The sequence below is a fragment of the Herbaspirillum sp. DW155 genome, from assembly GCF_037076565.1.
Lineage (GTDB): Bacteria > Pseudomonadota > Gammaproteobacteria > Burkholderiales > Burkholderiaceae_D > Herbaspirillum.
This window is the reverse complement of the sequence record NZ_AP029028.1, coordinates 539,900-561,874: the sequence shown is the minus strand read 5'-3', so window position 1 is coordinate 561,874 and position 21,975 is coordinate 539,900. Positions and strand designations below refer to the sequence as shown.

The following is a 21,975-nucleotide window of genomic DNA, read 5'->3' as shown; positions in this document are numbered from 1 at the left end:
GACTACTGATTTTTCGAGAGCTTGCCTGAAGCAATCGGCTAATTCAGAATCGCTACTATTGAACAATCTTCTAGTTCGCAACAACCTTAAAACCGCGTAAAATGCCGGTCTTCGCGGGTGTAGCTCAATGGTAGAGCAGAAGCTTCCCAAGCTTAAGACGAGGGTTCGATCCCCTTCACCCGCTCCAGACCGCTTCCCAGCAGCCCTCCCCTCCGCCCCCGACCGGCGCGACCTCGCGGGCTGCCCTCAATTGCTTCGAGTCATCCATGTCTGAAAACAAATCCGGCAAGCCGCTGTTCTACGATCCCAGCGAGCGCCGTATCCGTAGTTTCGTCACCCGCGCCGGACGCGTGTCGGTTGCGCAAGGACGCGCCCTGGAAGAACTGGGCCCACGCTTCCTCGTCCCTTACGACAAGGCGCCGCTGGACCTGGCGGCGACCTTCGGACGCCAGGCGCCGACCATCCTCGAGATCGGCTTCGGCATGGGTGAAACCAGCGCCAAGATCTCGGCCCTGATGCCTGAGAAGAACTTCATCGGCGTCGAAGTCCATACACCCGGCGTGGGCAGCTACCTCAAGCTGATCGGCGAAGGCCAGCTGGAAAACGTGCGCATCATCCAGCACGATGCCGTCGAAGTCCTCACCAACATGATCGCGCCCGGATCGCTGGCCGGCGTGCACGTGTTCTTCCCCGATCCCTGGCACAAGGCGCGCCACAACAAGCGCCGCCTGATCCAGTCGCCGCTGGTGCAACTGATCAGCACGCGCCTGGCGTCCGGTGGCTATATCCACTGCGCCACCGACTGGGAAGAATACGCAATCCAGATGCTGGAAGTGCTGTCGGCTGAACCGACCCTGAAGAACACCGCAACCGATCCCTCCGGCTACGTGCCGCGTCCGGATTACCGCGATACCACCAAGTTCGAAAACCGTGGCCTGCGCCTGGGTCATGGCGTGTGGGATCTGGTGTTCGAGAAGCGCACCTGATCGATTCGCTCTCCCCGGCTCCATGAAAAACGGCATGTTCCTTCACAGGACATGCCGTTTTTCATGGGGCTACGGGGCAGCTGATGCAGAAAACTTCATATTGACCATTTTCCACCCATCCCCAGCCTCCTGCCGCTATCCCGCCTGCATCTCGGCAATCAGTTCGATGATCTGGGCACCGTAGGTTTCCAGTTTCTTCTCGCCCACGCCGGTGACGTGGCGCAGGTCGTCCAGCGATTGCGGCCGGGCCTTGGCGATTTCGCGCATGGTGGCATCGTGGAAGATGACGTAGGCCGGCACGTTGTGGGCGCGCGCGGTTTCCATGCGCCACCAGCGCAGTTTTTCGAAGAGCGCCTGTTCTTCGGTGTTGAGATCGGTCTCGACGAAGCTGGAACGCTGTGAACTGCGCTTGGCCTTCTCCGGCTTGCGGTAACGACGCAATTGCACCTGCTGTTCGCCGCGCAGCACCGGGCGCGCAGCTTCGGTGAGTTTCAGGGCACTGTAGTTCTCGGCATCGACCGTCAGCAAACCCAGCGCGATCACCTGGCGCAGGATGGCGCGCCATTCGGCCTCGCCGCGATCACTGCCCACACCAAAGACGGAAAGCTGGTCATGCCGCCACTGCTTGACGCGTTCGCCATCGATGCCACGCAGCACCTCGATCACGTGGCCGGGCGCAAAGCGCTGCTCGACGCGATAGACGGTGGAGAGCAACTTCTGCACCTCGACCGTGGCATCGAAGGACTCCGGCGGGGTCAGGCAGGTGTCGCAATTGCCGCAGGGGCTGGAGTGTTCGCCGAAGTAATCGAGCAGGTGCACGCGCCGGCAATGCAAGGTCTCGCAAAGCGACAGCATGGCGTCGAGCTTGGTGCCGAGCACGCGCTTGAAGGTTTCGTCGGCTTCGGATTCGTCGATCATGCGACGCTGCTGCACCACGTCCTGCAGGCCATAGGCCATCCAGGCGTCGGCGGGCAGGCCGTCGCGGCCGGCGCGGCCGGTTTCCTGGTAATAGCCTTCCACGCTCTTGGGCAGGTCGAGGTGGCAGACGAAGCGCACGTCGGGCTTGTCGATGCCCATGCCGAAGGCGATGGTGGCGACCATCACGATCTTGTCTTCGCGCAGGAAGCGCGCCTGGTTCTTCGTGCGCAGCGCGTAGTCCATGCCGGCGTGATAGGCCAGCGCATTGAGGCCCTCGCCGCGCAGGAACTCGGCGGTCTCCTCGACCTTCTTGCGCGAGAGGCAGTAGACGATGCCGGCGTCTTCCGGATGTTCGCTCTTGATGAAATCCAGCAACTGCTTGCGGCCATTGGCCTTTTCCACGATCTGGTAGCGGATGTTGGGACGATCGAAGGAGGAGACGAACTGGCGCGCATCTTCCAGTTGCAGGCGATGGATGATTTCTTCGCGGGTCTGCTGGTCGGCGGTGGCCGTCAACGCGATGCGCGGCACCTGCGGGAAGCGTTCGTGGAGGATGGAAAGCTTGATGTATTCCGGACGGAAATCATGGCCCCATTGCGAGACGCAGTGCGCTTCATCGATGGCGAAGAGCGCGATGCGGGCCGATTCGAGCAGCTCCAGGCAGCGCGGGGTCATCAGGCGTTCCGGCGCGACGTAGAGCACGTCCAGATCACCCTGGCGCAGGCGCCGTTCGATCTGCAGGGCTTCGTCGAAACTCTGGGTGGAATTGAGGAAGGCCGCGCGCACGCCGACTTCGGCCAGCGCATCGACCTGATCCTGCATCAGCGCGATCAGCGGCGACACCACCACGCCGGTGCCCTCGCGCAGCAGCGCCGGCACCTGGTAGCAGAGCGACTTGCCGCCGCCGGTGGGCATGAGCACCAGGGCATCGCCGCCACTGGCGACGTGCTGGACGATCTCGCCCTGATGACCGCGGAAGGACGAGTAGCCGAACACCGTTTCCAGCACGTGCAGTGCGCGTTCTTGCTGGGTGGCGCCGGGAGGCAGGGAATCGAGATCGACCATGGAAAAACCTGAAGCTGCTGCGTAGCAAAGGCGCTATTTTATTGCAGCCAGCCTCGCGACACCGCCAGCAGCAGGAAAACGCCCAGCGCAGCTCGATAGGCAATGAAGGGCCATGTGGAGAAACGCTCCAGGAATTTCATCAGGCCCCAGATGGCAGCGAAGGCCGACACGCTCGCCACCACCAGGCCAAAGAGCAGCACGCCCCAGGCTTCCAGCGGGATATGCGCATGCAGCAGCACGGCCAGTTCCTTCAAGCCGGCCAGGGCGATGGCAGGCAAACCCAGCAGGAAGGAAAAGCGCGCCGCTTCCTCGCGGCGGAAGTTCAGGAACAGCGCCGCCGTGAGCGTGGAGCCGGAACGCGAGACACCCGGGATCAGCGCACCGACCTGCGCCAGCCCGACGATCAGGGCATCGCGCAGGCGCATCTGGTCGACGCTGCGGCGATGGCGGCAGACCATTTCAGAAATCGCCAGCAGCACCGCCATGACGATGCAGGACCAGCCGATGACGCTCAGGCTGCGCAGCGGAGAGCCGCAGGCATTCAAGACATGCGACAGCGCCAGCCCGGCAATGCCGATGGGAATGGTCGCCAGGATGATGGCCACGGCCAGCTTGAACATGGGATCGTTGAAATCGCGGCGACGCCAGGCGGCCAGGCTGCCGCCGGTGACCGCGCTCACGTCGCGCCGGAAGTAGCTGATGACGGCCGCCAGCGCGGCCAGCTGCATGGCTGCCGAGAAGGCCGAGCCCGGATCATGCCAGCCCAGGAAGGCCGGCACCACGCGCATGTGGGCCGTCGATGAAATGGGGAGCAGTTCGGTGATGCCCTGGACGATGCCGAGGAAACCAATCTGTGCGTAACTCAGTGAGGCAAAGCCGATATCAAGCCCGGCGCTGCAGACGTTGGCCATGGAGTGTGCTCTGAAGGGAGTTGGCGAAAAGGATGTTGTTGACCGCCGCCAGCATCGAGGCCAGCGGCGGGTACTGCAGTGTATCGTGCCGGCCTTGGCGCTGGCTGACAGCTGCCTGACGCACCGGCATCAGGCGCGAAGTACCGGGTTGTACCGGCCTGGCGGGGCGTCACTCCACCCAAACCACCACGCCGGTATAGGCGGTCACCAGCACGATGATGCCGAAGACGATGCGGTACCAGGCGAAGACGGTGAAATCGTGCGAGCTGATGTAGCGCAGCAGCCAGCGCACGCACAGGAAGGCCGAAACGAAAGCGGCCACGGTGCCCACGGTGAAGAGCGGCACGTCGGCGGCCGACAGCAGGGCGCGTTCCTTGTAGAGCGAGTAGATGGTGGCGGCAAACAGCGTCGGGATGGCCAGGAAGAACGAAAATTCGGTCGCCGCCTTGCGCGACAGGCCGAACATCATGCCACCGATGATGGTGGCGCCCGAGCGGCTGGTGCCGGGGATCAGGGCGAAGGCCTGGGCGATGCCGACTTTGAGGGCATCCAGCGGGGTCATGTCGTCCACGGTTTCGACGCGGGCCGAGGCCATGCTCATGCGGTCCTTGTTGCGGCGTTCCACCCACAGAATGATGAGGCCGCCGACGATGAAGGCAATGGCCACCGAGACCGGATTGAACAACACTTCCTTGATGCGGCGGCTGAACAGGAAGCCGAGGATGGCCGCCGGCAGGAAGGCCACGATCAGGTTGATCACCAGGCGCTGGGCCTTGCGGTCGGTAAACATGCCAGTCAGGACCGTGGCGATGCGCACGCGGTATTCCCAGCACACCGCCAGGATGGCGCCGGCCTGGATGACGATCTCGAAGACGTCGGCCTTGTCCTTGGAGAACTCGGGACCGGTGAATTGCAACAGGCTGTTGGCCAGGATCAGGTGGCCGGTGGAGGAAATGGGCAGGAATTCGGTCAGGCCTTCGACGATGCCCATGATGAGCGCCTTGAGCGCGAGGAGAGTATCCATACGGGTGCTGTGGGTGGCTTTTGATGAGGGGTTGAAGGGAAATGAAGGAAATTGCTTGGTTTGCCGCTGGAAAGCCGGCTTATTCATCCATCCGACCGCGATAAGGTGGTCAACATGAAGCATTTGCCCATTTTTTTGCGCTCCGGCTGCCGCAATGTCGCGCGCGGGCTGTGTCGGAGGGGGCTGGCGTCATCCTGAGTCACGATAAAAAGCGGCCTTTCGACCACACCATCATGCAAAAAGTGCAATCGGTGCGCTGCAACAAAAATGGATTCTACCTTAGCAGGGTGACAAAACTCGCGTTTTGCTGTCGTGAATCCGCGCTAACATGGCTTTTTCTTCATCTCATCACTTGGCATCATGAGCAACGACACCCGCGTCACCATTTATCACAACCCCAAATGCGGCACCTCGCGCAACGTCCTGCAAGGACTGCGCGACGGCGGCGTCGAGCCGACCATCATCGAATACCTGAAAAGTCCGCCCGACCGGGCCACGCTCAAGCAGCTGATCGCGGCCATGGGCGTGCCGGTGCGCGAGGTGGTACGCACCAAGGAAGCGCTCTACAAGGAATTGGGGCTGGACGCGCCATCGGTGAGCGATGAGCAGCTCATCGATGCGATGCTGGAGCATCCCATCCTCATCAACCGTCCCATCGTGGTGGCACCCCGGGGCACGATGCTGGTGCGTCCCAGCGAGCGGCTCACCGAAATCTTCCCCTGAGAACCGAAACGGGGCACATCGGCCCCGTATCAGCGTTCATTTGATGCCAAACTCGCCAAATGACGCCGATCCGTGGTACAAAGGCAGAGTTCCTCCCTCCCCTCTATCGATTCAGGAGCAGCGGTGCATCATCGACACGAAGAAAGTACTGCCGATCTGAAGGAGCTGACGACCACCGCTCCCATCAGCCGTGAAGCCCATGCCGCCCACCTCAAGGAAAAGGTGGATACCCGCCGGCTCATCGAGGATATCCGCGAAGAAGCCCGACGGCGGCGCGAGGAAGCCTTCTAGACAGGCTTTCCCGTTCGTTCAGGCGTTCACTTCCGGTCGCTGGTCAGCATCATCGCTGCCCGGCGCTGTCAGCGTCTCCAGCCGGTTCAGCCAGGCGATGGCTTGCGGGCGCGACTCTCCACACATCTCCAGCGACGGCTGCAGGCCGGCGCAGAAGGCCGGGCGTTCGGGCCGGCCGAAAATCTTGCAGCGCATGTCATCGCCCAGTTGCACGCAGGGCACGTTGGCCGGTTTGCCTTGCGGCATGCCGGGAATCGGGCTGGTGATGGAAGGGGCGATGCAGCAGGCGCCGCACGCGTCTCGGCAGTTCATGGGCTTTCCTGGTGGAGCAGCGGGCCTGCATTGTAGTGCATCGCGCCGTGCTTGATCCGGTGGCTTGATCTGCCCGCTTGACGGCGGCGCGGCTTGGCACTTACAGTGCCCCGTCCCGGTAATCTTGTTTCTCATGTCTGCATCGGCCAAAGAACCGCGTTGGGAACGACGCAAGCAGGACCGCCCGCACGAATTGCTGGCGGCGGCCCTGGAATTGTTCGTCGAACGCGGCTATGCCGCCACCCGTCTGGAAGACGTGGCCGCCCGCGCGGGCGTGTCCAAGGGCACGCTCTATCTCTATTTCGACGGCAAGGAAAGCCTCTTCAAGTCGGTGGTGCGCACCAACCTGCTCCCCTTGCTGGACCAGGCCGAAGCGCGCATCGAAGGCCACGCCGGCAGCAGCGCCGAATTGCTGCGCGACCTCATCATGCACTGGTGGCAGTCCGCCTCGCAGTCGGGCCTGATGGGCCTGGCCAAGCTGATGGTGGCGGAATCGGGCAACTTCCCCGAACTGGCGCGCTTCTATCATGAAGAAATCACCGAGCGCGGCGATGCCACCATCGTGCGCGTACTCGAACGCGGCATGGCGCGCGGCGAATTTCGCCGGGTCGACGCCGAAGCGATGAAGAAGGTCATCGTCGCGCCCCTGATCATGCTGATGCTGTGGGAACAGTCACTCGCACCTTGCGGGGCCGTTCGCCTCGATCCGCTGACCTATCTGGAGAACATGATCGACCTCTGCCTCCATGGCCTGAAAGCCTGATGGCCACCCGCCCACTCGCATTGCACTGAGGAAAACCCGCAACACCAGCCCAATCCCGGCCTTTTTACGCGCACAGATGGGCTGATTACCCTGGCGGTGTTTGATAAAATGCTGCCTTTCCGTCGCTATTAGATTAGATCGAGCCACCGCCATGAATATCGAACAAGCCCGCTTCAACATGATCGAGCAGCAAATCCGCCCCTGGAACGTGCTGGCGCAAGACGTGCTGGACCTGCTGATGGTCGTCAAGCGTGAAGAATTCGTCCCGGCCGCCTATCGCAGCCTGGCCTTCTTCGATACCGAGATCCCGCTGCCGGGTGGTGAAAACATGCTGGCGCCCAAGATCGAAGCGCGCATCCTGCAGGAAGCCAATGTGAAGAAGCACGAATATGTGCTGGAAATCGGCGCAGGTTCGGGTTACATGGCCGCGCTGCTGGCGCACAAGGCGCGTCACGTGACGACCGTGGAAATCTCGCCGGAACTGAAGGCCCTGGCCGAACAGAACCTGGCCGACTACGGCGTGGCCAACGTGGACGTGCAACTGGGCAATGGCGCGCAAGGCTGGACCGGCGCCGATGGCAAGGCCGCCGAATACGACGTGATCGTCATTTCCGGCTCGCTGCCGGTGCTGCCGGATACCTTCGGCAAGCAACTCAAGATCGGCGGCCGCCTGCTGGCCATCGTCGGCTCGGCCCCGGTGATGGAACTGCAACTGATCACCCGCACCTCGGAACACGTCTTCGAGACCGTCAACATCGTGGAAACCCTGGCCAAGCCGCTGCATGCAGCGATCACGCCCTCCCACTTCACGTTCTGAACCGCACGGCCGAGACAGGAAAGCACCATGGAGCACATCACTGCCCCGGAACTGGCGGCCTGGATCAACGATCCGGACCGCCCCACGCCCCTGCTGCTGGACGTGCGCGAGCCCTGGGAATACCAGACCTGCCACATCGCCGGCGTACAGCTGATCCCGATGAACACCATCCCCGGCCGTTTCTCGGAGCTGGATGAAGAACAGCCGGTGGTCTGCATCTGCCATCACGGCGGCCGCAGCATGCAGGTGGCGGCCTTCCTGGAGCGCCAGGGGTTTTCCAAGGTCATCAACCTGACCGGTGGGGTACATGCCTGGGCGAACCAGGTCGATCCCTCGATGCCGACCTATTGATTCCGGCTTATTGCTTCATATCGCACCTGGGCCGGCGGGCGTCATGCACATGACGCAGGCCGGTCTGGCGGGGGCCGGGTTCTCCGGCCTGCCTGATTTCCCCCCGATTTTTACCTGATCCTTCATATCGCCTGAAAACCGCCCGGTTTGCGAGGCTCACTCCGGCTGCGGCTTCTGCAGCGAAGGCGCAGTCTTGAGCGCATAGAGCGAGGCCGCCAGGATGCGTTCGCCATCCTTGACCAGATCAAAACTGTCGGGTGAAAAGAACCAGTCCGTGAGCAAGCCGCTGAAGGTGGCATGCGCGGCCAGGCAGGCCAGGCGGATATCGAGCGTGGCCGGGAGCTGGCCGCGTGCCACCGCGTTGCCCAGGATCTGTTCCAGCCGCAACAGGCCATCGACGTGGCATTCGCGCTGGCGAATCAGGATCGGGTCATGCGCGTCGGCGAATTCGCACTTGTTGAAGATGATGTCGAACACGCGACGGCAGCGCTCATCGGTCGCCGCCATGGTCAGCACGTAGATGCCGCTGCGCAGAAACTGGCCCAGCGGGTCTTCCACCTGCGGGCTGGCGTTTTCTTCCAGCACCGCTTCCATCGGCAGGCGCACCCGCTCGCACATGGCATCGAACAGATCCGTCTTGTTCTTGAAATGCCAGTAAATGGCGCCGCGCGTGACCTCGGCCGCCTTGGCCACGTCGGCCAGTGAGGTTTGCGACACGCCGCGCTCATGGAACACCTGCTCGGCCGCATCGAGGATGCGGGAACGGGTTTCCAGCGCTTCTTCCTTGGTCGATCGGGCCATGTCAGCAAGCTCCCGGAGAAATGACCATGACGGCGCCCGTCAGCTCAGCCATGGCGCGCCCCTGCTGCGCATGCACATGGCCTGCAAACGGCGGATGGATGCCTTGGGCTTCATTTGAGCAGGCACGGTCATGAATGACTATTTGAGATTCAGGCACAATATTCTGGCGTTGGTTTTCGTCTTTCACTCGACCCGGCGGTAAGGCCCGCGTAGGGAAGAGCTCGGATTCACTGCAGCGGGAGCGGCATCAGAGCCGCTCTTTCAAGAAAATGCAAGGTTTCGCTCATATTTAGCTACGCCATTTCGAACAATTTTGCTAAATTAAGGTGATGTTTAGAAGAAATACATACATTCATGGATGTATGTATAATAGCATCCGCTTCAAGTCCTGCCGTTCAACATCTGCAAAAAAATTCATCACCCTGCCGGGAAGCGGGTGGGGGATTTCTTGCATTGCAGCAATCTGCGGCCTGACGCATTCATCCGACCATCTGCGGGTGACAGGCACAGCATCATCGTCGTGACCGGTTTTACCGAATTCGTTTCATCGCCGCTCTGGCGGCGTCAACTTTACTTTCGTGCGAGATATCTATGAGCTCAGTCAGTCGTTTCACGCGCCTCACCATGACCGTCGCCGTTGCCGCCGCGCTGGTCGCCTGCGGTCAGAAACCCGCCGCCCAAGGCGGCCAGATGCCGCCGGCCGAGGTCTCGGTGGTGACCATCGCCCAGCAGCGTGTGGCCATTACCAATGAACTGCCGGGCCGCGTGGAAGCCTTCCGCACGGCGCAGGTGCGCGCACGGGTGGCGGGCATCGTCCAGAAACGTGTCTTCAAGGAAGGCAGCGAGGTCAAGGAAGGCCAGGTGCTCTTCAAGATCGATCCGGCCCAGTACAAGGCCAGCCTGGAAAGCGCGCAAGCCACGCTGGCACGCGCCCAGGCCAACCTGACCCAGACCACGCTGACGGTGCAACGCTACAAGCCGCTGGTGGAAGTCAATGCCATCTCCAGGCAGGATTACGACAACGCGGTCGCTTCCCAGAAACAGGCCGAGGCCGATGTGGCCTCCGGCAAGGCGGCGGTGCAAACGGCCAGCCTGAACCTGGGCTATGCCACGGTGACCTCGCCGATCTCCGGACGCATCGGCCGCGCGCTGGTGACCGAGGGCGCGCTGGTGGGCCAGAGCGACGTGACCCAGCTGGCGCTGGTGCAGCAGCTTGATCCGGTCTACGTCAACGTCACCCAGTCCAGCGCCGACCTGCTCAGGCTGCAACAGGCCATGGCGGCCGGCCAGTTGAAGACCGTGGGCGACAACAAGGCCAGCGTGACCCTGGTGCTGGAAAACGGCCAGCCCTACGACCAGCCGGGCAAGCTGCTGTTCTCCGATGTGAGCGTGGATGAGGGTACCGGTACGGTCTCGCTGCGCGCCGAGTTCCCCAACCCCAAGCGCCTGCTGCTGCCGGGTACCTATGTGCGTACCAAGATCGAACAGGCCGTGGACGAACAGGCCCTGCTGGTGCCGCAACAAGCCGTTACGCGCGACGCCGGCGGCTCCTCGGTGATGGTGGTCAATGCCGAGAACAAGGTCGAGGCCCGTCCGGTCAAGACCGGCGGTGCGCGCGGCAACAACTGGCAAGTCACCGATGGCTTGAAGGAAGGTGATCGCGTCATCGTGGAAGGCCTGCAGAAGGTCCGTCCGGGCGCCACCGTCAAGCCGGTCCAATGGAATCCCGCGGGCGCTTCCGCACCGGCTGACGGCCAGCCGGCCAAGCCAGAGGCGAGCACCCAACCGAAAGCTAACTAAGAGGCTGCCAGATGGGAAAGTTCTTTATTGATCGCCCCGTATTTGCGTGGGTGCTAGCGATCTTCATCATGCTGGCCGGTGCGCTGGCCATCACCGGCCTGCCGGTGTCCCAGTACCCCAACATTGCGCCGCCGACCATCGTGGTCACCGCCACCTATCCGGGTGCGACCGCGCAGACCCTGGACGATTCGGTGACCAGCCTGATCGAACAGGAAATGAACGGCGCCGATGGCCTGCAATACATCGAGTCGCAAAGCCAGGCCAACGGCCAGGTGCAGATCACCATCACCTTCTCGCCCGAAACCAATCCGGACCTGGCGGCGGTGGATGTCCAGAACCGCCTGAAGCGCGTCGAGGCCCGCCTGCCGGCGGCCGTGACGCAACAGGGCGTGCAGGTCACCAAGTCGCGTTCGAACTTCCTGCTCTTCATCGGCTTGTCTTCCACCGATGGCAAGCTCGATCCGGTGGCGCTGGGTGACTATCTGTCGCGCAATGTCCTGAACGAAATCAAGCGCGTGCCCGGCGTGGGCCAGGCACAGCTGTTCGGCACCGAACGCGCCATGCGCATCTGGATCGATCCGAACAAGCTGATCGGCCTGAGCCTGACGCCCGGCGATGTGACCGCCGCCATCACCGCGCAGAACGCGCTGGTGGCCGGTGGCACCCTGGGCGCCCTGCCCAGCCCCGGTACCCAGCAGATTGCCGCGACCGTGGTGGTCAACGGCCAGCTGACCTCGCCCGAGCAGTTCGGCAACATCGTGCTGCGCGCCAATGCCAATGGCTCGACCGTGCGCCTGCGCGACGTGGCCAGGGTGGAAGTGGGTGGCCAGAGCTATGACACCTCCGGTCGCCTGGACGGCAAGCCTTCATCGTTCATCGGCGTGCAGCTCTCGCCCACCGCCAATGCGCTGGGCACCGCCACGGCCGTGCACAAGAAGATGGAAGAACTGTCCAAGTACTTCCCGGCCGGTGTGAAGTACACCATCCCCTACGACACCTCCAAGTTCGTCAAGATCTCGATCGAGGAAGTGGTCAAGACCCTGATCGAAGCCATCGTGCTGGTGTTCCTGGTGATGTTCCTGTTCCTGCAGAACATCCGCTACACCATCATCCCCACCATCGTGGTGCCGGTGGCGCTCTTGGGTACCTTTGCCACCCTGCTGTTGTTCGGCTTCTCGATCAACGTGCTGACCATGTTCGGCATGGTGCTGGCCATCGGTATTCTGGTCGACGATGCCATCGTGGTGGTGGAAAACGTCGAACGCATCATGAGCGAGGAAGGACTCTCGCCGCCTGAAGCGACCCGCAAGGCGATGGGCCAGATCAGCGGTGCGCTCATCGGCATCACCCTGGTGCTGATCGCGGTGTTCATCCCGATGGCCTTCTTCGGGGGTGCGGTGGGTGCGATCTATCGTCAGTTCTCGCTGTCGATGGTGGCCTCCATGGTGTTCTCGGTGCTGATGGCCTTCACCCTCACACCGGCGCTGTGCGCAACCATCCTGAAACCCGTGGAAAAGGGTCACCACCACGAGAAGAAGGGCTTCTTCGGCTGGTTCAACCGCAAGTTCAACACCACCGCCAGTGGCTATCAGGGCTTGATCGGCCGCATGCTGACCAAGGCCGGCCGCTACATGATCGTCTACGTGGTCATTCTGGCCTGCGTGGGTCTGCTCTACGTGCGCCTGCCGGCCTCCTTCCTGCCCAACGAAGACCAGGGCTACATCATCACCAACGTCCAGCTGCCGCCGGGCGCCAGCACGGCACGCACCCTTGAGGTGGTCAAGCAGATCGAGCAGTACTACCTCAAGGATCCGGCCGTGGAACACGCCATTGCGGTGCTGGGTTATTCGTTCTCCGGTAACGGTCAGAACGCAGCGCTGGTGTTCACTCCGCTCAAGGACTGGTCCGAGCGTGACAAGTCGCAATCGGCCGATGCCATCGCCGGCAAGGCCTTCGGTGCCTTCTCGCGGATCAAGGATGCGATCGTGTTCCCGCTGAACCCGCCGCCGATTCCGGAACTGGGTAACGCCACCGGTTTCACGTTCCGTCTGCAGGATCGTGCCGGCCTGGGTCATGCTGCGCTGGTGCAGGCACGCAACCAGGTCCTGGGCATGGCCGCGCAGAGCAAGGTGCTGGCCGGTGTACGTCCGGAAGGTCTGGAAGATGCGCCGCAGCTGCAACTGGACATCGACCGCGACAAGGCCAATGCGCTGGGCGTGCCGTTCTCGACGATCAACAGCGTGCTCTCGACGGCACTGGGTTCGTCCTATGTGAACGATTTCCCCAACATGGGCCGCCAGCAGCGCGTGATCGTCCAGGCCGATGCCAACCGCCGCCTGCAACCTGAAGATCTGACCGGTTTGTATGCCCGCAACTCCAACGGTGGCATGGTGCCGTTCTCGGCCTTCGTGACGGCCAAGTGGATCAACGGCCCGGTGCAGCTGGTGCGCTACAACGGCTATCCGGCCATGAAGATCGCCGGTGGTGCCGCTCCCGGACGCAGTACGGGTGAAGCCATGGCCGAGATGGAATCCTTCGTGACCAAGCTGCCGCCGGGCTTCGGTTTCGAATGGACCGGCCAGTCGCTGGAAGAAAAGACCTCCGGCAACCAGGCGCCCGCGCTGTATGCCCTGTCGCTGATCGCGGTGTTCCTGGTGCTGGCGGCCTTGTATGAAAGCACCTCGATCCCGCTGGCGGTGATGCTGGTGGTGCCGCTGGGTATCCTCGGTGCACTGCTGGGTGTGACGCTGCGCGCCATGCCCAACGACGTGTACTTCAAGGTGGGGATGATTGCGGTGGTGGGTCTGTCGGCCAAGAACGCGATTCTGATCATCGAGTTTGCCAAGGATCTGCAGGCGCAAGGCATGGGCCTGATCGAGGCGACGCTGGAAGCGGTACACCTGCGCTTCCGTCCGATCATCATGACCTCGCTGGCCTTCATCCTCGGTGTGCTGCCGCTGGCCATCGCCTCTGGTGCCGGTTCGGCCAGCCAGCGCGCCATCGGTACCGGCGTCATGGGCGGCATGATTACCGCCACCGTGCTGGCCGTGTTCCTGGTGCCGATCTTCTTCGTGGTCGTGCGCAAAGTATTCAAGGGCAGCGAGCGTCAGCGCAAGTTTGACGCCGAGCACTCGCCCAAGATTGATAGTGGAGAATGACAATGACCAAACTGTCGTTGCCGCGCTCGCCTCGCCTGCTGCAATTGTGCGCAGCGCTGATGGTGGCCGGCGTATTGGGGGGCTGCTCGCTGGCGCCCACTTATGATCGTCCGCAAGCGCCGGTGGAAGCCTCCTATCCGGCCGATGCCGCTGGCCGTGCCGAACTGCAGGCGGTGAACCTGGGCTGGCGCCAGTTCTTCCCCGACGAGCGCCTGCAGCAGCTGATCGCAGCCGCCCTGGAGAACAACCGTGACCTGCGCACGGCGGTGCTCAACATCGAGCAAGCGCGTGCCCAGTACCAGATCGCCCGCGCCGATTTGCTGCCCGGCCTGAACGTGAGCGGCAATGCCGCGCGCACCCGCACGGCGGCCAGCCAGTCGCTGACGGGACAACCGGTCATCAGCAACAGCTATCAGGTCGGACTGGCCGTTCCGGCCTACGAGCTGGACTTCTTCGGTCGCGTGCGCAGCCTCAAGGATGCGGCACTGGCGACCTATCTCGCCACCGAAGAAGCGCAGAAGTCGGCGCAGATCAGCCTGATTGCCCAGGTGGCGCAGGCTTATCTCTCCGAGCGTTCCTATGCGGAGCAGCTGCAGCTGGCCAATGACACGCTCCAGTCGCGCGAAGCCAACCTCGCGCTGGCGAAAAAGAGCTTTGACGTGGGCGCCAGTTCGGCGTTGGATTACCGGCTGTCACAGACGCTGGTGGAATCGGCCCGGGTTTCCAAGGCGCAGCTGGAGCGCCAGCGGGCGCAGGCCGAGAATGCATTGACGCTCCTGGTCGGCAAGAAGGTGGGCAATCTGCCGCCGGCGCAACTGCTGTCGGATGAAAAGATCGTCACCGACATACCGGCCGGCCTTCCCTCGGATCTGCTGACCAATCGTCCGGACATCCGCTCGGCCGAGCAGAGCCTGCTGGCGGCCAATGCCAACATCGGTGCGGCGCGCGCAGCCTTCTTCCCTAGCATCACGCTGACGGGCAGCTACGGTAGTGCCAGCAACACACTGGGGGGCTTGTTCGAGTCGGGTTCGGGTGCGTGGAGCTTTGGTCCGTCGCTGTCGCTGCCGATCTTCAACTACGGCCGCAACAGCGCCAATCTGGATCTGGCCGAAGTACGCAAGAACCAGGCTGTGGTGACCTACGAAAAGACCATCCAGACGGCCTTCCGCGAGGTGGCCGATGCGCTGGTGGCGCGCGGTGCGCTGGACGATCAGGTGAAAGCGCAGGAGGCCTTCCTCGTCGCGCAGCAGGAACGCCGGAACCTGACCGACCTGCGCTTCAAGAATGGCATCGCGTCGTCGCTGGATCAGCTCGATGCGCAGCGTGATCTGTTCTCGGCGCAGCAGTCCTTGATTCAGGCGCGGCAGTTGCGGTTGAACAATGCGATTGATTTGTACAAGGCGTTGGGTGGCGGGTTACAGGAAAATACCACACCTGCGCAAGCTGCCAGATAGCAACAACAGGCCACGCGGACCGCTTGCCCGGTCCGCGCCGCACACGCCCCCGATGGCGCTGGCTCTGCCACCAGCGTGGTCGGGGGCGTTTTACGTGGTCAACGGTGCTAGTATCTCGGCTTCGTTCATCTTCGGTCCGCACCTTATCCCCGTCATGCGCATCCTTGTCACGGGCGCCTCCGGTTTTGTCGGCAGCGCGCTTGTCCGCCACCTCGCTACCTCCTCCAGCTATGCCGTACGTGCATCATTGCGCGACAGCGCAGGCTGGGACGCTCCCGCCGCCGTGGAAGTGGTGCGGGGCGGCGCCCTCGATGCGCACACCGACTGGCGTGCTGCGCTCGCCCACGTGGACGTGGTGGTGCATTGTGCCGCGCGGGTACACGTGATGCAGGAAAAGGCAGCCGACCCGCTGCAGGAATTCCGCCGCTGCAATGTCGATGGCACGCTCAACCTGGCGCGCCAGGCCCAGGCGGCGGGCGTGAAGCGCTTCGTCTTCCTCAGCTCGATCAAGGTCAATGGGGAGCACACGCGCGCCGGCCATCCCTTCACGGCCGACGATATCCCGGCCCCGGCAGATCCTTACGGCATCTCGAAACTGGAAGCCGAACAGGGCTTGCTGCAACTGGCACGGCAGGGCGCCATGGACGTGACGATCATCCGGCCGGTCCTGATCTATGGTCCCGGGGTGAAGGCCAATTTCCTGAGCATGATGCGTTGGGTGCGAAAAGGGATACCGCTGCCGCTGGGTGCGGTAACGCATAACCGACGCAGCATCGTGGCCCTCGACAACCTGGTTGACCTGATCACCGTCTGCTTGCACCATCCGGCTGCGCGGAACCAGGTTTTCCTTGTCAGTGACGGGACTGATCTGTCAACTGCCGAGCTACTCACGCGCATCGCGCGGGCACTGGGTGTGCCATCACGTTTGCTGCCGGTACCGCTCTGCTGGCTGCAGTTCGCCGCAGCCGCCACCGGCAAGCGTAGTGTCATGCAGCGGCTGTGCGGATCACTGCAAGTCAACCAGGACAAGACGCTTCAGTTACTGCAATGGCACCCTCCCGCTTCCACTGACGCGGCGCTCAGAGCTCTGGCAGATGTATTCTCCTCAACAAACCAATCCAAATAACAATGACACCGCCTACCCTGTCGATTTTTGCCGTGCTGTTCCTGTCATCCACCATGGCACTCGCAAATGAACCTGCTGTGCATGCAGCACCGAAAAACCCGTCGAGTGCGGCAGCCAGCTTGCGCACGCCGGCCTTCGAGAAGAACCGGATCAGATACAAGGGCGCGGTCGCAGATGAATCCGCTGTCATGAATGCCTTCATCAGTTACGGGCAGTCCTGGCGCTCACAATCGGTGGCGATCAGTTCTTCCGGTCTGATACCGGACGATGGACCGGGATATGCATTCGCCCCGAAGGCCAAAAACACCAATACCCTGCTGCCAGCGATCAGCCTGCCATGGGTGGCCGAGCAGTACGGCGACCTCGAAGAGCTCAATTGGAACAATACGGTGACGGGAAGCAGCAACAATGCCACCGGGAACATCGGAAATATCGCCGCGCGATCGTTTGTCAAACTGAGCAAGAAAAACGGCTATTCGCCATTCAAGGTGGTCGATGCCGGGATGGCCTATCCAGGGTACACCTGGAAACAACTACAGCCAGGCACGCAGCCATGGGAGGTGATGGTCAAGGCCGTCAAGAAGGTCGCGGCAATCAATGAGGCCAATGGAAAACAGACCCGGTGGCTAGGCGTGGGCTGGACCCACGGCGTTTTTTCTCCCACTGACGATTTCGACTATTACGCTCAACTCAAGGAAATGGTCGCAGCATTCGACAAGCTGGCACTCAATGAGGGCAACGGCGGGACACACAAACCGCTCCACTATTTCACCGACATGTTCGGCGGCGTCTCCGACATGAACGTGCAGGCGGCCAATACGCTGCGACAGCTGGACTTTGCCGTGGCCCATGCGTCTCGCGTTCATCTTGTCAATCCACGTTACCCCTACCCGATTGCCGAAGGCGACAACGTGCACAATACCGGAATGGGCTATGCGCAATATGGTGAAGTCGAGGGCTTGGCCAAATATGTCACGCTCGTTGAAGGGAAGACCTGGGAGCCGTTCCGGATCCTCTCTGGAAAAATCGAGGGTTCGACCATCTCGCTGAAGGTATCGCAGCCCATGTCCGGCTTCGGCAAGCCGGAGATCGACGTGTCGCAGATCGAACAGGCGTCTCAGTATGGATTCCGCGTAAAAGCCAACGGCGCCGACATCCCGATCAAGAAGGTTTCCTTCCCCAACGCGACCACCATCGCACTGGAGCTCGCTCCACCCAAAAAGCTCGCGGCCAAGCTTGAAGTTTCTTATGCGTGGTACGGACCGGGCGCTCCGTTCGGCACCCACGTGGGCGTTTGGGGCAACATCAAACGCAAAGGTCCGCCTTCTGTGCTGTTCCAGGGCAAGACAATCGATCTCTGGTTATGCAACTACCTTGGCACCGTCGAGCGCACGCCAAGTAAATAATGTCTGCGGGCGCGGCCGAGGGGCGCCCGGGACCGCCCCTTGCCAGCGCTGCAAGCTCATCCCGACCGGATCAAACGGTACCGATCCGCCCATTGCATGGGCAAAAGGGAGAACTTCCCGACGAGGGGCTATGCAATAGCGTGTAAAATTTCGCATCTTTTTCATAACTACACACCATGAAATGCACAGTCTGCGGCGGAGAACATTTCGAAGCCCGTACAATTCTCTGGGATGAACTGACCAATGACTGGCAGTTGTCCGAATACGAAGCCGGCTATATCAACAGGCAACAGGGAGAGGCTTGCACGCAGTGCGGCGCCAATCTTCGGTCGATCGCATTGGCGGATGCCATCCGCCATCACATTGGTACCACCGATACGCTGCTGGCCTTTGCTTCCAGCAAGGACGCCGAAAAGTTTTCGATACTGGAAATCAATGAGGCCGGCAACCTCACTCAGGCGCTGCGTCGGTTTCCGCATCATGTGTTCGGGGAATATCTCCAGGTCGACATTCATGCTATTCCTTATCCGGACGCGTCCTTTGACCTGGTGGTTCACTCCGACACATTGGAGCACGTTCCCAATCCCGTCCACGCGCTGCAGGAATGCAGACGTGTATTGAACCCGGGCGGCGCGCTTTGCTTTACGGTTCCGGTCATCGTAGACAGGATGACCAGAAACAGGACCGGAATGAAAAAAAAGCTTTCACGGCGACTACAACACCGGCACAGATGACTTCATGGTGCAAACCGAGTTCGGGGCGGACGCATGGACCTACATCATGCGTGCAGGCTTCAAGACCCTCTCGATGCATGCGGTCGAATATCCGGTCTCCGTGGCGTTTCGTGCCCTGGCCTGAGGGCAGGAGCGGCACTCCCCATCTGAGAAGAGGCAGTCTGACGCCGCAGCGCCACCGGGGCGCCGGCGTAATGTCATATGCCGAAGGCCACCAAGAGGGCCCGGCTTGTTGCCAAAAAACACAAGAATTGGCGTTTCGTTTTGCCAGCGTCAGTATTTTCCACCCACGACTCTGCGCATGTCAGTTACGCTCCGGGCTCATCCGGACACACGAGGCGCGCTCAATGAATGGCAGTTCAGCCTCGTCCAGGCACTGATCTGGACAGAAATTGCGATGTGGCCGGTAAACATATGTAGAATTGCAAAATTTTATAAGTAGCGGAACTTTCTTGTGCAAAACAAGGTTGCAGAATTCAAGACACTCGTCAGATTCGGCGTGACAGGCGTACTGGTCACCACAACGGCGTACGTCCTGTATCTGATCGCCTTCTCTTTCACGGGAAATGATTTTGCCTCGGTGCTGGTTTCATACATTCTGGCCATCCCGCTGTCGTTCCACCTGAATTGCAAATTCGTCTTTCATAAAGAATACGCGCTCAAGTCGTTCGGCCAGTTCGCAGCCATGCAATTGGCGGCCATGTTATTGAATTACGCTATCTTGCATCAGCTAAATGCCTACTGTCCGCGGTACGTCTCAGCATTGCTCAGTTACGGTCTCGTACCGGTTATTGTTTTTGGCGTAAGTCGATTGGTTATTTTCAAAAAATGAAGTACTTAAAGCTGATTGCCGGCGGCGTTGCGTCACTGCTCATCATCACCTTCCTGGCCAAACTGAATTACGTGCGGGCGCTTCATCTGGCCGGGGATACTGCCGGTTACGTGGATTTGTTGAAACATATTTACCGTTTCAACGACATGCGCTCCAGCGTATTTGCCGCTGCCTATCCCGTCTTCGATCTCACCAAGACGGCAGCGGGCGTCTGCTCGAGTGCCTTGTTGAATACCTATGAGCAGGCCTCTTTTTTTCGCTGGCATTCCTACGGACTGGCCTTCCCCATCGCCTGGATAGGTGGACGGCTGACCAATGACTTCGCGGCAGTCGCGGCAGTGGTCAACGCCCTGAGCGTCTACGGGATCTTTGCCGCTGCCCTGCTCATTGCCAGGAAGCAAAAATTCAACCTGATCGAAATCGGCCTGTTTGCTCTTCTGCTGGTGAGCTTCACGCCACTGGTGGGCGCCATCTCCGGCCAATATTATTTTGATCGCCTGTTCATTCCGTTGGCGCTCTTCTATTACTACCTGCATCTGGAGAATGAACGGCGCGCATGCTGGATTGCCTCGGTGGCGGTCATCATCTGTGCTGCCCTGGTCAGTGAACGCTCTTCCTTGATGATTGGCGCACTGGCCATTTATCTTTCGGCTTTCGATACCAAGGACAAGAAAGCGTACCGTCTGCTCACCATTGGTGCCGGATTGCTTGCCATAGGATATTACGTGCTGTGGAGCAAGGTTTTTCAGAACAGCCTGTATGCAAGCACGACCAGCCTGAGCGCCATGATGGCGAATGTGCGGACCATCTTCGACCTCTCATCGCCGCTGTCGATGATGACGCGCGAATTGCTGGTGGTTCTGCTGCCGATGCTTGTCTTGCTGTTCGGGAACAAAAAATATCTGTTGCTGGCACTGGCGTTTCTCGCTCCCAATCTGCTGCTCACCGTCGGCGGAGCGGAAAAGACCGGGTATGCCACGCATTACCATAGCTACTACATCCCCATCATTCTGTTTGGCGCACTGATGGGCTATGCCAGGTATAAGCAATCGATCAGCAATATTGCGTTGCGCTACGCTCTGCTGGTCGTTCTCCTGGTATGCAATATCGCCAATATCCACAATCGCCAGTTCCCGGTTGGCCCCACGCTCACGCATACGCTCTCCGGTGATGCCGCCATGCTGGTGGAAGGAACGGCCCGCCAGCAAGCTGCGCAGGCCTGGGTCTCCGGACTCAATGAATTGTTGTCGCTGATCGATAAACCCGATCCGACGATTTCAGCCAATGAATTCGTCATGCCGATCATGGTCTCCCGGAACATTACCCGTATCAGGCTGTTCCCCATTGGCCTTTACGATTCGGACTACTTGCTCATCGAAAGCGCGGCAGGCGGGGACGATTCGCAAATCATCCTGCCGATCTACGGCGATCCTGCCGATCTCCAGGACATCGTGAAGTGCCTCTACCCCAAGATCGGAGAGCGCTTTACCGAGATTGGCAGCAAAGAGATCCTCGGAATCAAATACAGACTATTCAAAGCCAAGCAATGATGAAAGAGATCAATATCCTGTGTCCGGTCTATAACGAATCGGAGAACATTCATTTTTTCATTTCCGAGTTTGATCGGATCATTGGCAAATATTCGGAAAAATATAAATTCACGTTCTACTTCGCCGACAACTGTTCGACCGACGACACGCTTTCGATCCTGAAAGAAGTGGCAGCGACGCGAGGTGATGTCCGGGTCTTGGGATACGCAAAGAACTACGGCGTGATGAAGTCCATCTATACCGGCATCCTCAACAGCAAATGCGATGCGCTGGCCGTGTTCGATTGCGACCTGCAAGACCCGCCCGAACTTCTCGACAAGTACATCGCGCTGTGGGAGCAGGGATATTCATTCGTCTATGGCATCCGCGCATCACGGCAGGAAGTGCGCTTGCTGTCCTGGTTCCGCAAGGCCTACAAGAAAATCGAACGGATGGTCAATCCCAATCCGGTGCTGGTCGAAAGCGGCGCATGGTTCCTCGATAACGAGATCATCGACGTCATGCGCAGAAACAACAACTTCGACAGCTACCTGCCCGGCTTGTTATCACGGGTCGCGTACAACTCGATAGGCGTGCCCTACGCCCGTGTCAATCGGAAATTCGGCACGTCAAAATTCAATTTCTTCGGCTATCTCAATTACGCGAGAGACGGCCTGTTGAGTGGCACGATCACGCCGCTACGGATATCGGTAGCCATCGGCCTGTCGCTGTTCGTACTGTCGATGCTTTCTTCGCTTTATTTTCTGTTCGCCAAGTTCTACCTTCAGATCCAGTTCTCCAACGGCATTGCGGCGTTACTGGTTCTGACGCTGACCCTCTTCAGCTTCAATTTCCTCATCCTCGGGATCTTCGGCGAATATCTGGGCCGCTTGTATCTTGCGCGCAGCACGCAAGAACCTGCGATCATCCTGTACGACAGTGATCGCGCTGACAAAGCGAACTGACAACCGGTT

The 21,975-nt window shown here is 60.7% G+C and carries 19 protein-coding genes, 1 tRNA gene and 1 pseudogene; 16 read left to right on the top strand and 5 right to left on the bottom strand.

Going from position 1 to position 21,975, the window contains the following annotated elements:
- The first annotated feature begins 113 nt into the window (after positions 1-113).
- A tRNA-Gly gene (locus AACH55_RS02540) sits at positions 114-187 on the top strand.
- Positions 188-266: 79 nt separating this feature from the next.
- Positions 267-986, top strand: a complete 720-nt coding sequence (trmB, locus tag AACH55_RS02535; protein WP_338717839.1) for a tRNA (guanosine(46)-N7)-methyltransferase TrmB — start codon at positions 267-269, stop codon at positions 984-986.
- A gap of 135 nt (positions 987-1,121) precedes the next feature.
- On the opposite strand, the gene recQ is transcribed toward trmB, so the two are convergent.
- From recQ to AACH55_RS02520, 3 genes are all read right to left on the bottom strand, one after another.
- On the bottom strand, positions 1,122-2,969 hold the full coding sequence (gene recQ, locus AACH55_RS02530; protein WP_338717838.1) for a DNA helicase RecQ: 1,848 nt from the start codon (positions 2,967-2,969) through the stop codon (positions 1,122-1,124).
- Positions 2,970-3,007: 38 nt separating this feature from the next.
- Entirely contained in the window at positions 3,008-3,880 is an 873-nt protein-coding gene (locus AACH55_RS02525; RefSeq protein ID WP_338717837.1) for an undecaprenyl-diphosphate phosphatase, read from the bottom strand.
- Between the two features lie 169 nt (positions 3,881-4,049).
- A complete protein-coding gene (locus tag AACH55_RS02520) occupies positions 4,050-4,904 on the bottom strand; it encodes an undecaprenyl-diphosphate phosphatase (RefSeq protein ID WP_338717836.1) in 855 nt (284 codons plus the stop codon).
- A 360-nt stretch (positions 4,905-5,264) separates the two neighbouring features.
- On the opposite strand from AACH55_RS02520, the pseudogene arsC reads away from it, so the two are divergent.
- Together arsC and AACH55_RS02510 are read left to right on the top strand one after the other, a co-directional pair.
- Positions 5,265-5,624 (top strand): annotated as a pseudogene (gene arsC, locus AACH55_RS02515) (arsenate reductase (glutaredoxin)); the annotation flags it as partial.
- Positions 5,625-5,750: 126 nt separating this feature from the next.
- On the top strand, positions 5,751-5,918 hold the full coding sequence (locus AACH55_RS02510) for a hypothetical protein (RefSeq protein ID WP_338717835.1): 168 nt from the start codon (positions 5,751-5,753) through the stop codon (positions 5,916-5,918).
- Positions 5,919-5,936: 18 nt separating this feature from the next.
- Here the strand turns inward: AACH55_RS02510 and AACH55_RS02505 are convergent, their stop codons facing one another.
- Positions 5,937-6,230, bottom strand: a complete 294-nt coding sequence (locus AACH55_RS02505) for a YkgJ family cysteine cluster protein (RefSeq protein WP_338717834.1) — start codon at positions 6,228-6,230, stop codon at positions 5,937-5,939.
- 133 nt (positions 6,231-6,363) lie between these two features.
- Between AACH55_RS02505 and AACH55_RS02500 the strand changes: the two genes are divergently transcribed.
- The 3 genes from AACH55_RS02500 to AACH55_RS02490 all read left to right on the top strand — a co-directional run bounded on the left by AACH55_RS02500 (position 6,364) and on the right by AACH55_RS02490 (position 8,161).
- Positions 6,364-6,993, top strand: coding sequence for a TetR/AcrR family transcriptional regulator (locus tag AACH55_RS02500; protein WP_338717833.1), 630 nt, complete (start codon positions 6,364-6,366; stop codon positions 6,991-6,993).
- Between the two features lie 151 nt (positions 6,994-7,144).
- Positions 7,145-7,810, top strand: coding sequence for a protein-L-isoaspartate O-methyltransferase (locus AACH55_RS02495; protein WP_338717832.1), 666 nt, complete (start codon positions 7,145-7,147; stop codon positions 7,808-7,810).
- Positions 7,811-7,837: 27 nt separating this feature from the next.
- Complete coding sequence (locus AACH55_RS02490) at positions 7,838-8,161, top strand: rhodanese-like domain-containing protein (protein ID WP_338717831.1); 324 nt, start codon at positions 7,838-7,840, stop codon at positions 8,159-8,161.
- Between the two features lie 156 nt (positions 8,162-8,317).
- Here the strand turns inward: AACH55_RS02490 and AACH55_RS02485 are convergent, their stop codons facing one another.
- Positions 8,318-8,962 (bottom strand): TetR family transcriptional regulator, encoded by a 645-nt coding sequence (locus AACH55_RS02485; protein WP_338717830.1) that lies wholly within the window; start codon positions 8,960-8,962, stop codon positions 8,318-8,320.
- A gap of 591 nt (positions 8,963-9,553) precedes the next feature.
- On the opposite strand from AACH55_RS02485, the gene AACH55_RS02480 reads away from it, so the two are divergent.
- The 9 genes from AACH55_RS02480 (at position 9,554) to AACH55_RS02440 (ending at position 21,966) form a co-directional block, all read left to right on the top strand.
- Complete coding sequence (locus tag AACH55_RS02480) at positions 9,554-10,762, top strand: efflux RND transporter periplasmic adaptor subunit (RefSeq protein WP_338717829.1); 1,209 nt, start codon at positions 9,554-9,556, stop codon at positions 10,760-10,762.
- Between the two features lie 11 nt (positions 10,763-10,773).
- Positions 10,774-13,920, top strand: coding sequence for an efflux RND transporter permease subunit (locus AACH55_RS02475; RefSeq protein WP_338717828.1), 3,147 nt, complete (start codon positions 10,774-10,776; stop codon positions 13,918-13,920).
- A 2-nt stretch (positions 13,921-13,922) separates the two neighbouring features.
- A complete protein-coding gene (locus tag AACH55_RS02470) occupies positions 13,923-15,374 on the top strand; it encodes an efflux transporter outer membrane subunit (RefSeq protein ID WP_338717827.1) in 1,452 nt (483 codons plus the stop codon).
- A 154-nt stretch (positions 15,375-15,528) separates the two neighbouring features.
- On the top strand, positions 15,529-16,500 hold the full coding sequence (locus tag AACH55_RS02465; RefSeq protein WP_338720149.1) for an SDR family oxidoreductase: 972 nt from the start codon (positions 15,529-15,531) through the stop codon (positions 16,498-16,500).
- 2 nt (positions 16,501-16,502) lie between these two features.
- Positions 16,503-17,906 (top strand): hypothetical protein, encoded by a 1,404-nt coding sequence (locus AACH55_RS02460; protein ID WP_338717826.1) that lies wholly within the window; start codon positions 16,503-16,505, stop codon positions 17,904-17,906.
- 176 nt (positions 17,907-18,082) lie between these two features.
- Entirely contained in the window at positions 18,083-18,640 is a 558-nt protein-coding gene (locus AACH55_RS02455) for a class I SAM-dependent methyltransferase (RefSeq protein WP_338717825.1), read from the top strand.
- Between the two features lie 454 nt (positions 18,641-19,094).
- Entirely contained in the window at positions 19,095-19,472 is a 378-nt protein-coding gene (locus AACH55_RS02450; RefSeq protein WP_338717824.1) for a GtrA family protein, read from the top strand.
- A complete protein-coding gene (locus AACH55_RS02445) occupies positions 19,469-21,022 on the top strand; it encodes a hypothetical protein (protein ID WP_338717823.1) in 1,554 nt (517 codons plus the stop codon). The genes AACH55_RS02450 and AACH55_RS02445 overlap by 4 nt, the downstream gene beginning before the upstream one ends.
- Positions 21,019-21,966: a glycosyltransferase gene (locus AACH55_RS02440; RefSeq protein WP_338717822.1), complete on the top strand. Its 948-nt coding sequence runs from the start codon at positions 21,019-21,021 to the stop codon at positions 21,964-21,966. The genes AACH55_RS02445 and AACH55_RS02440 overlap by 4 nt, the downstream gene beginning before the upstream one ends.
- Positions 21,967-21,975 lie beyond the last annotated feature (9 nt).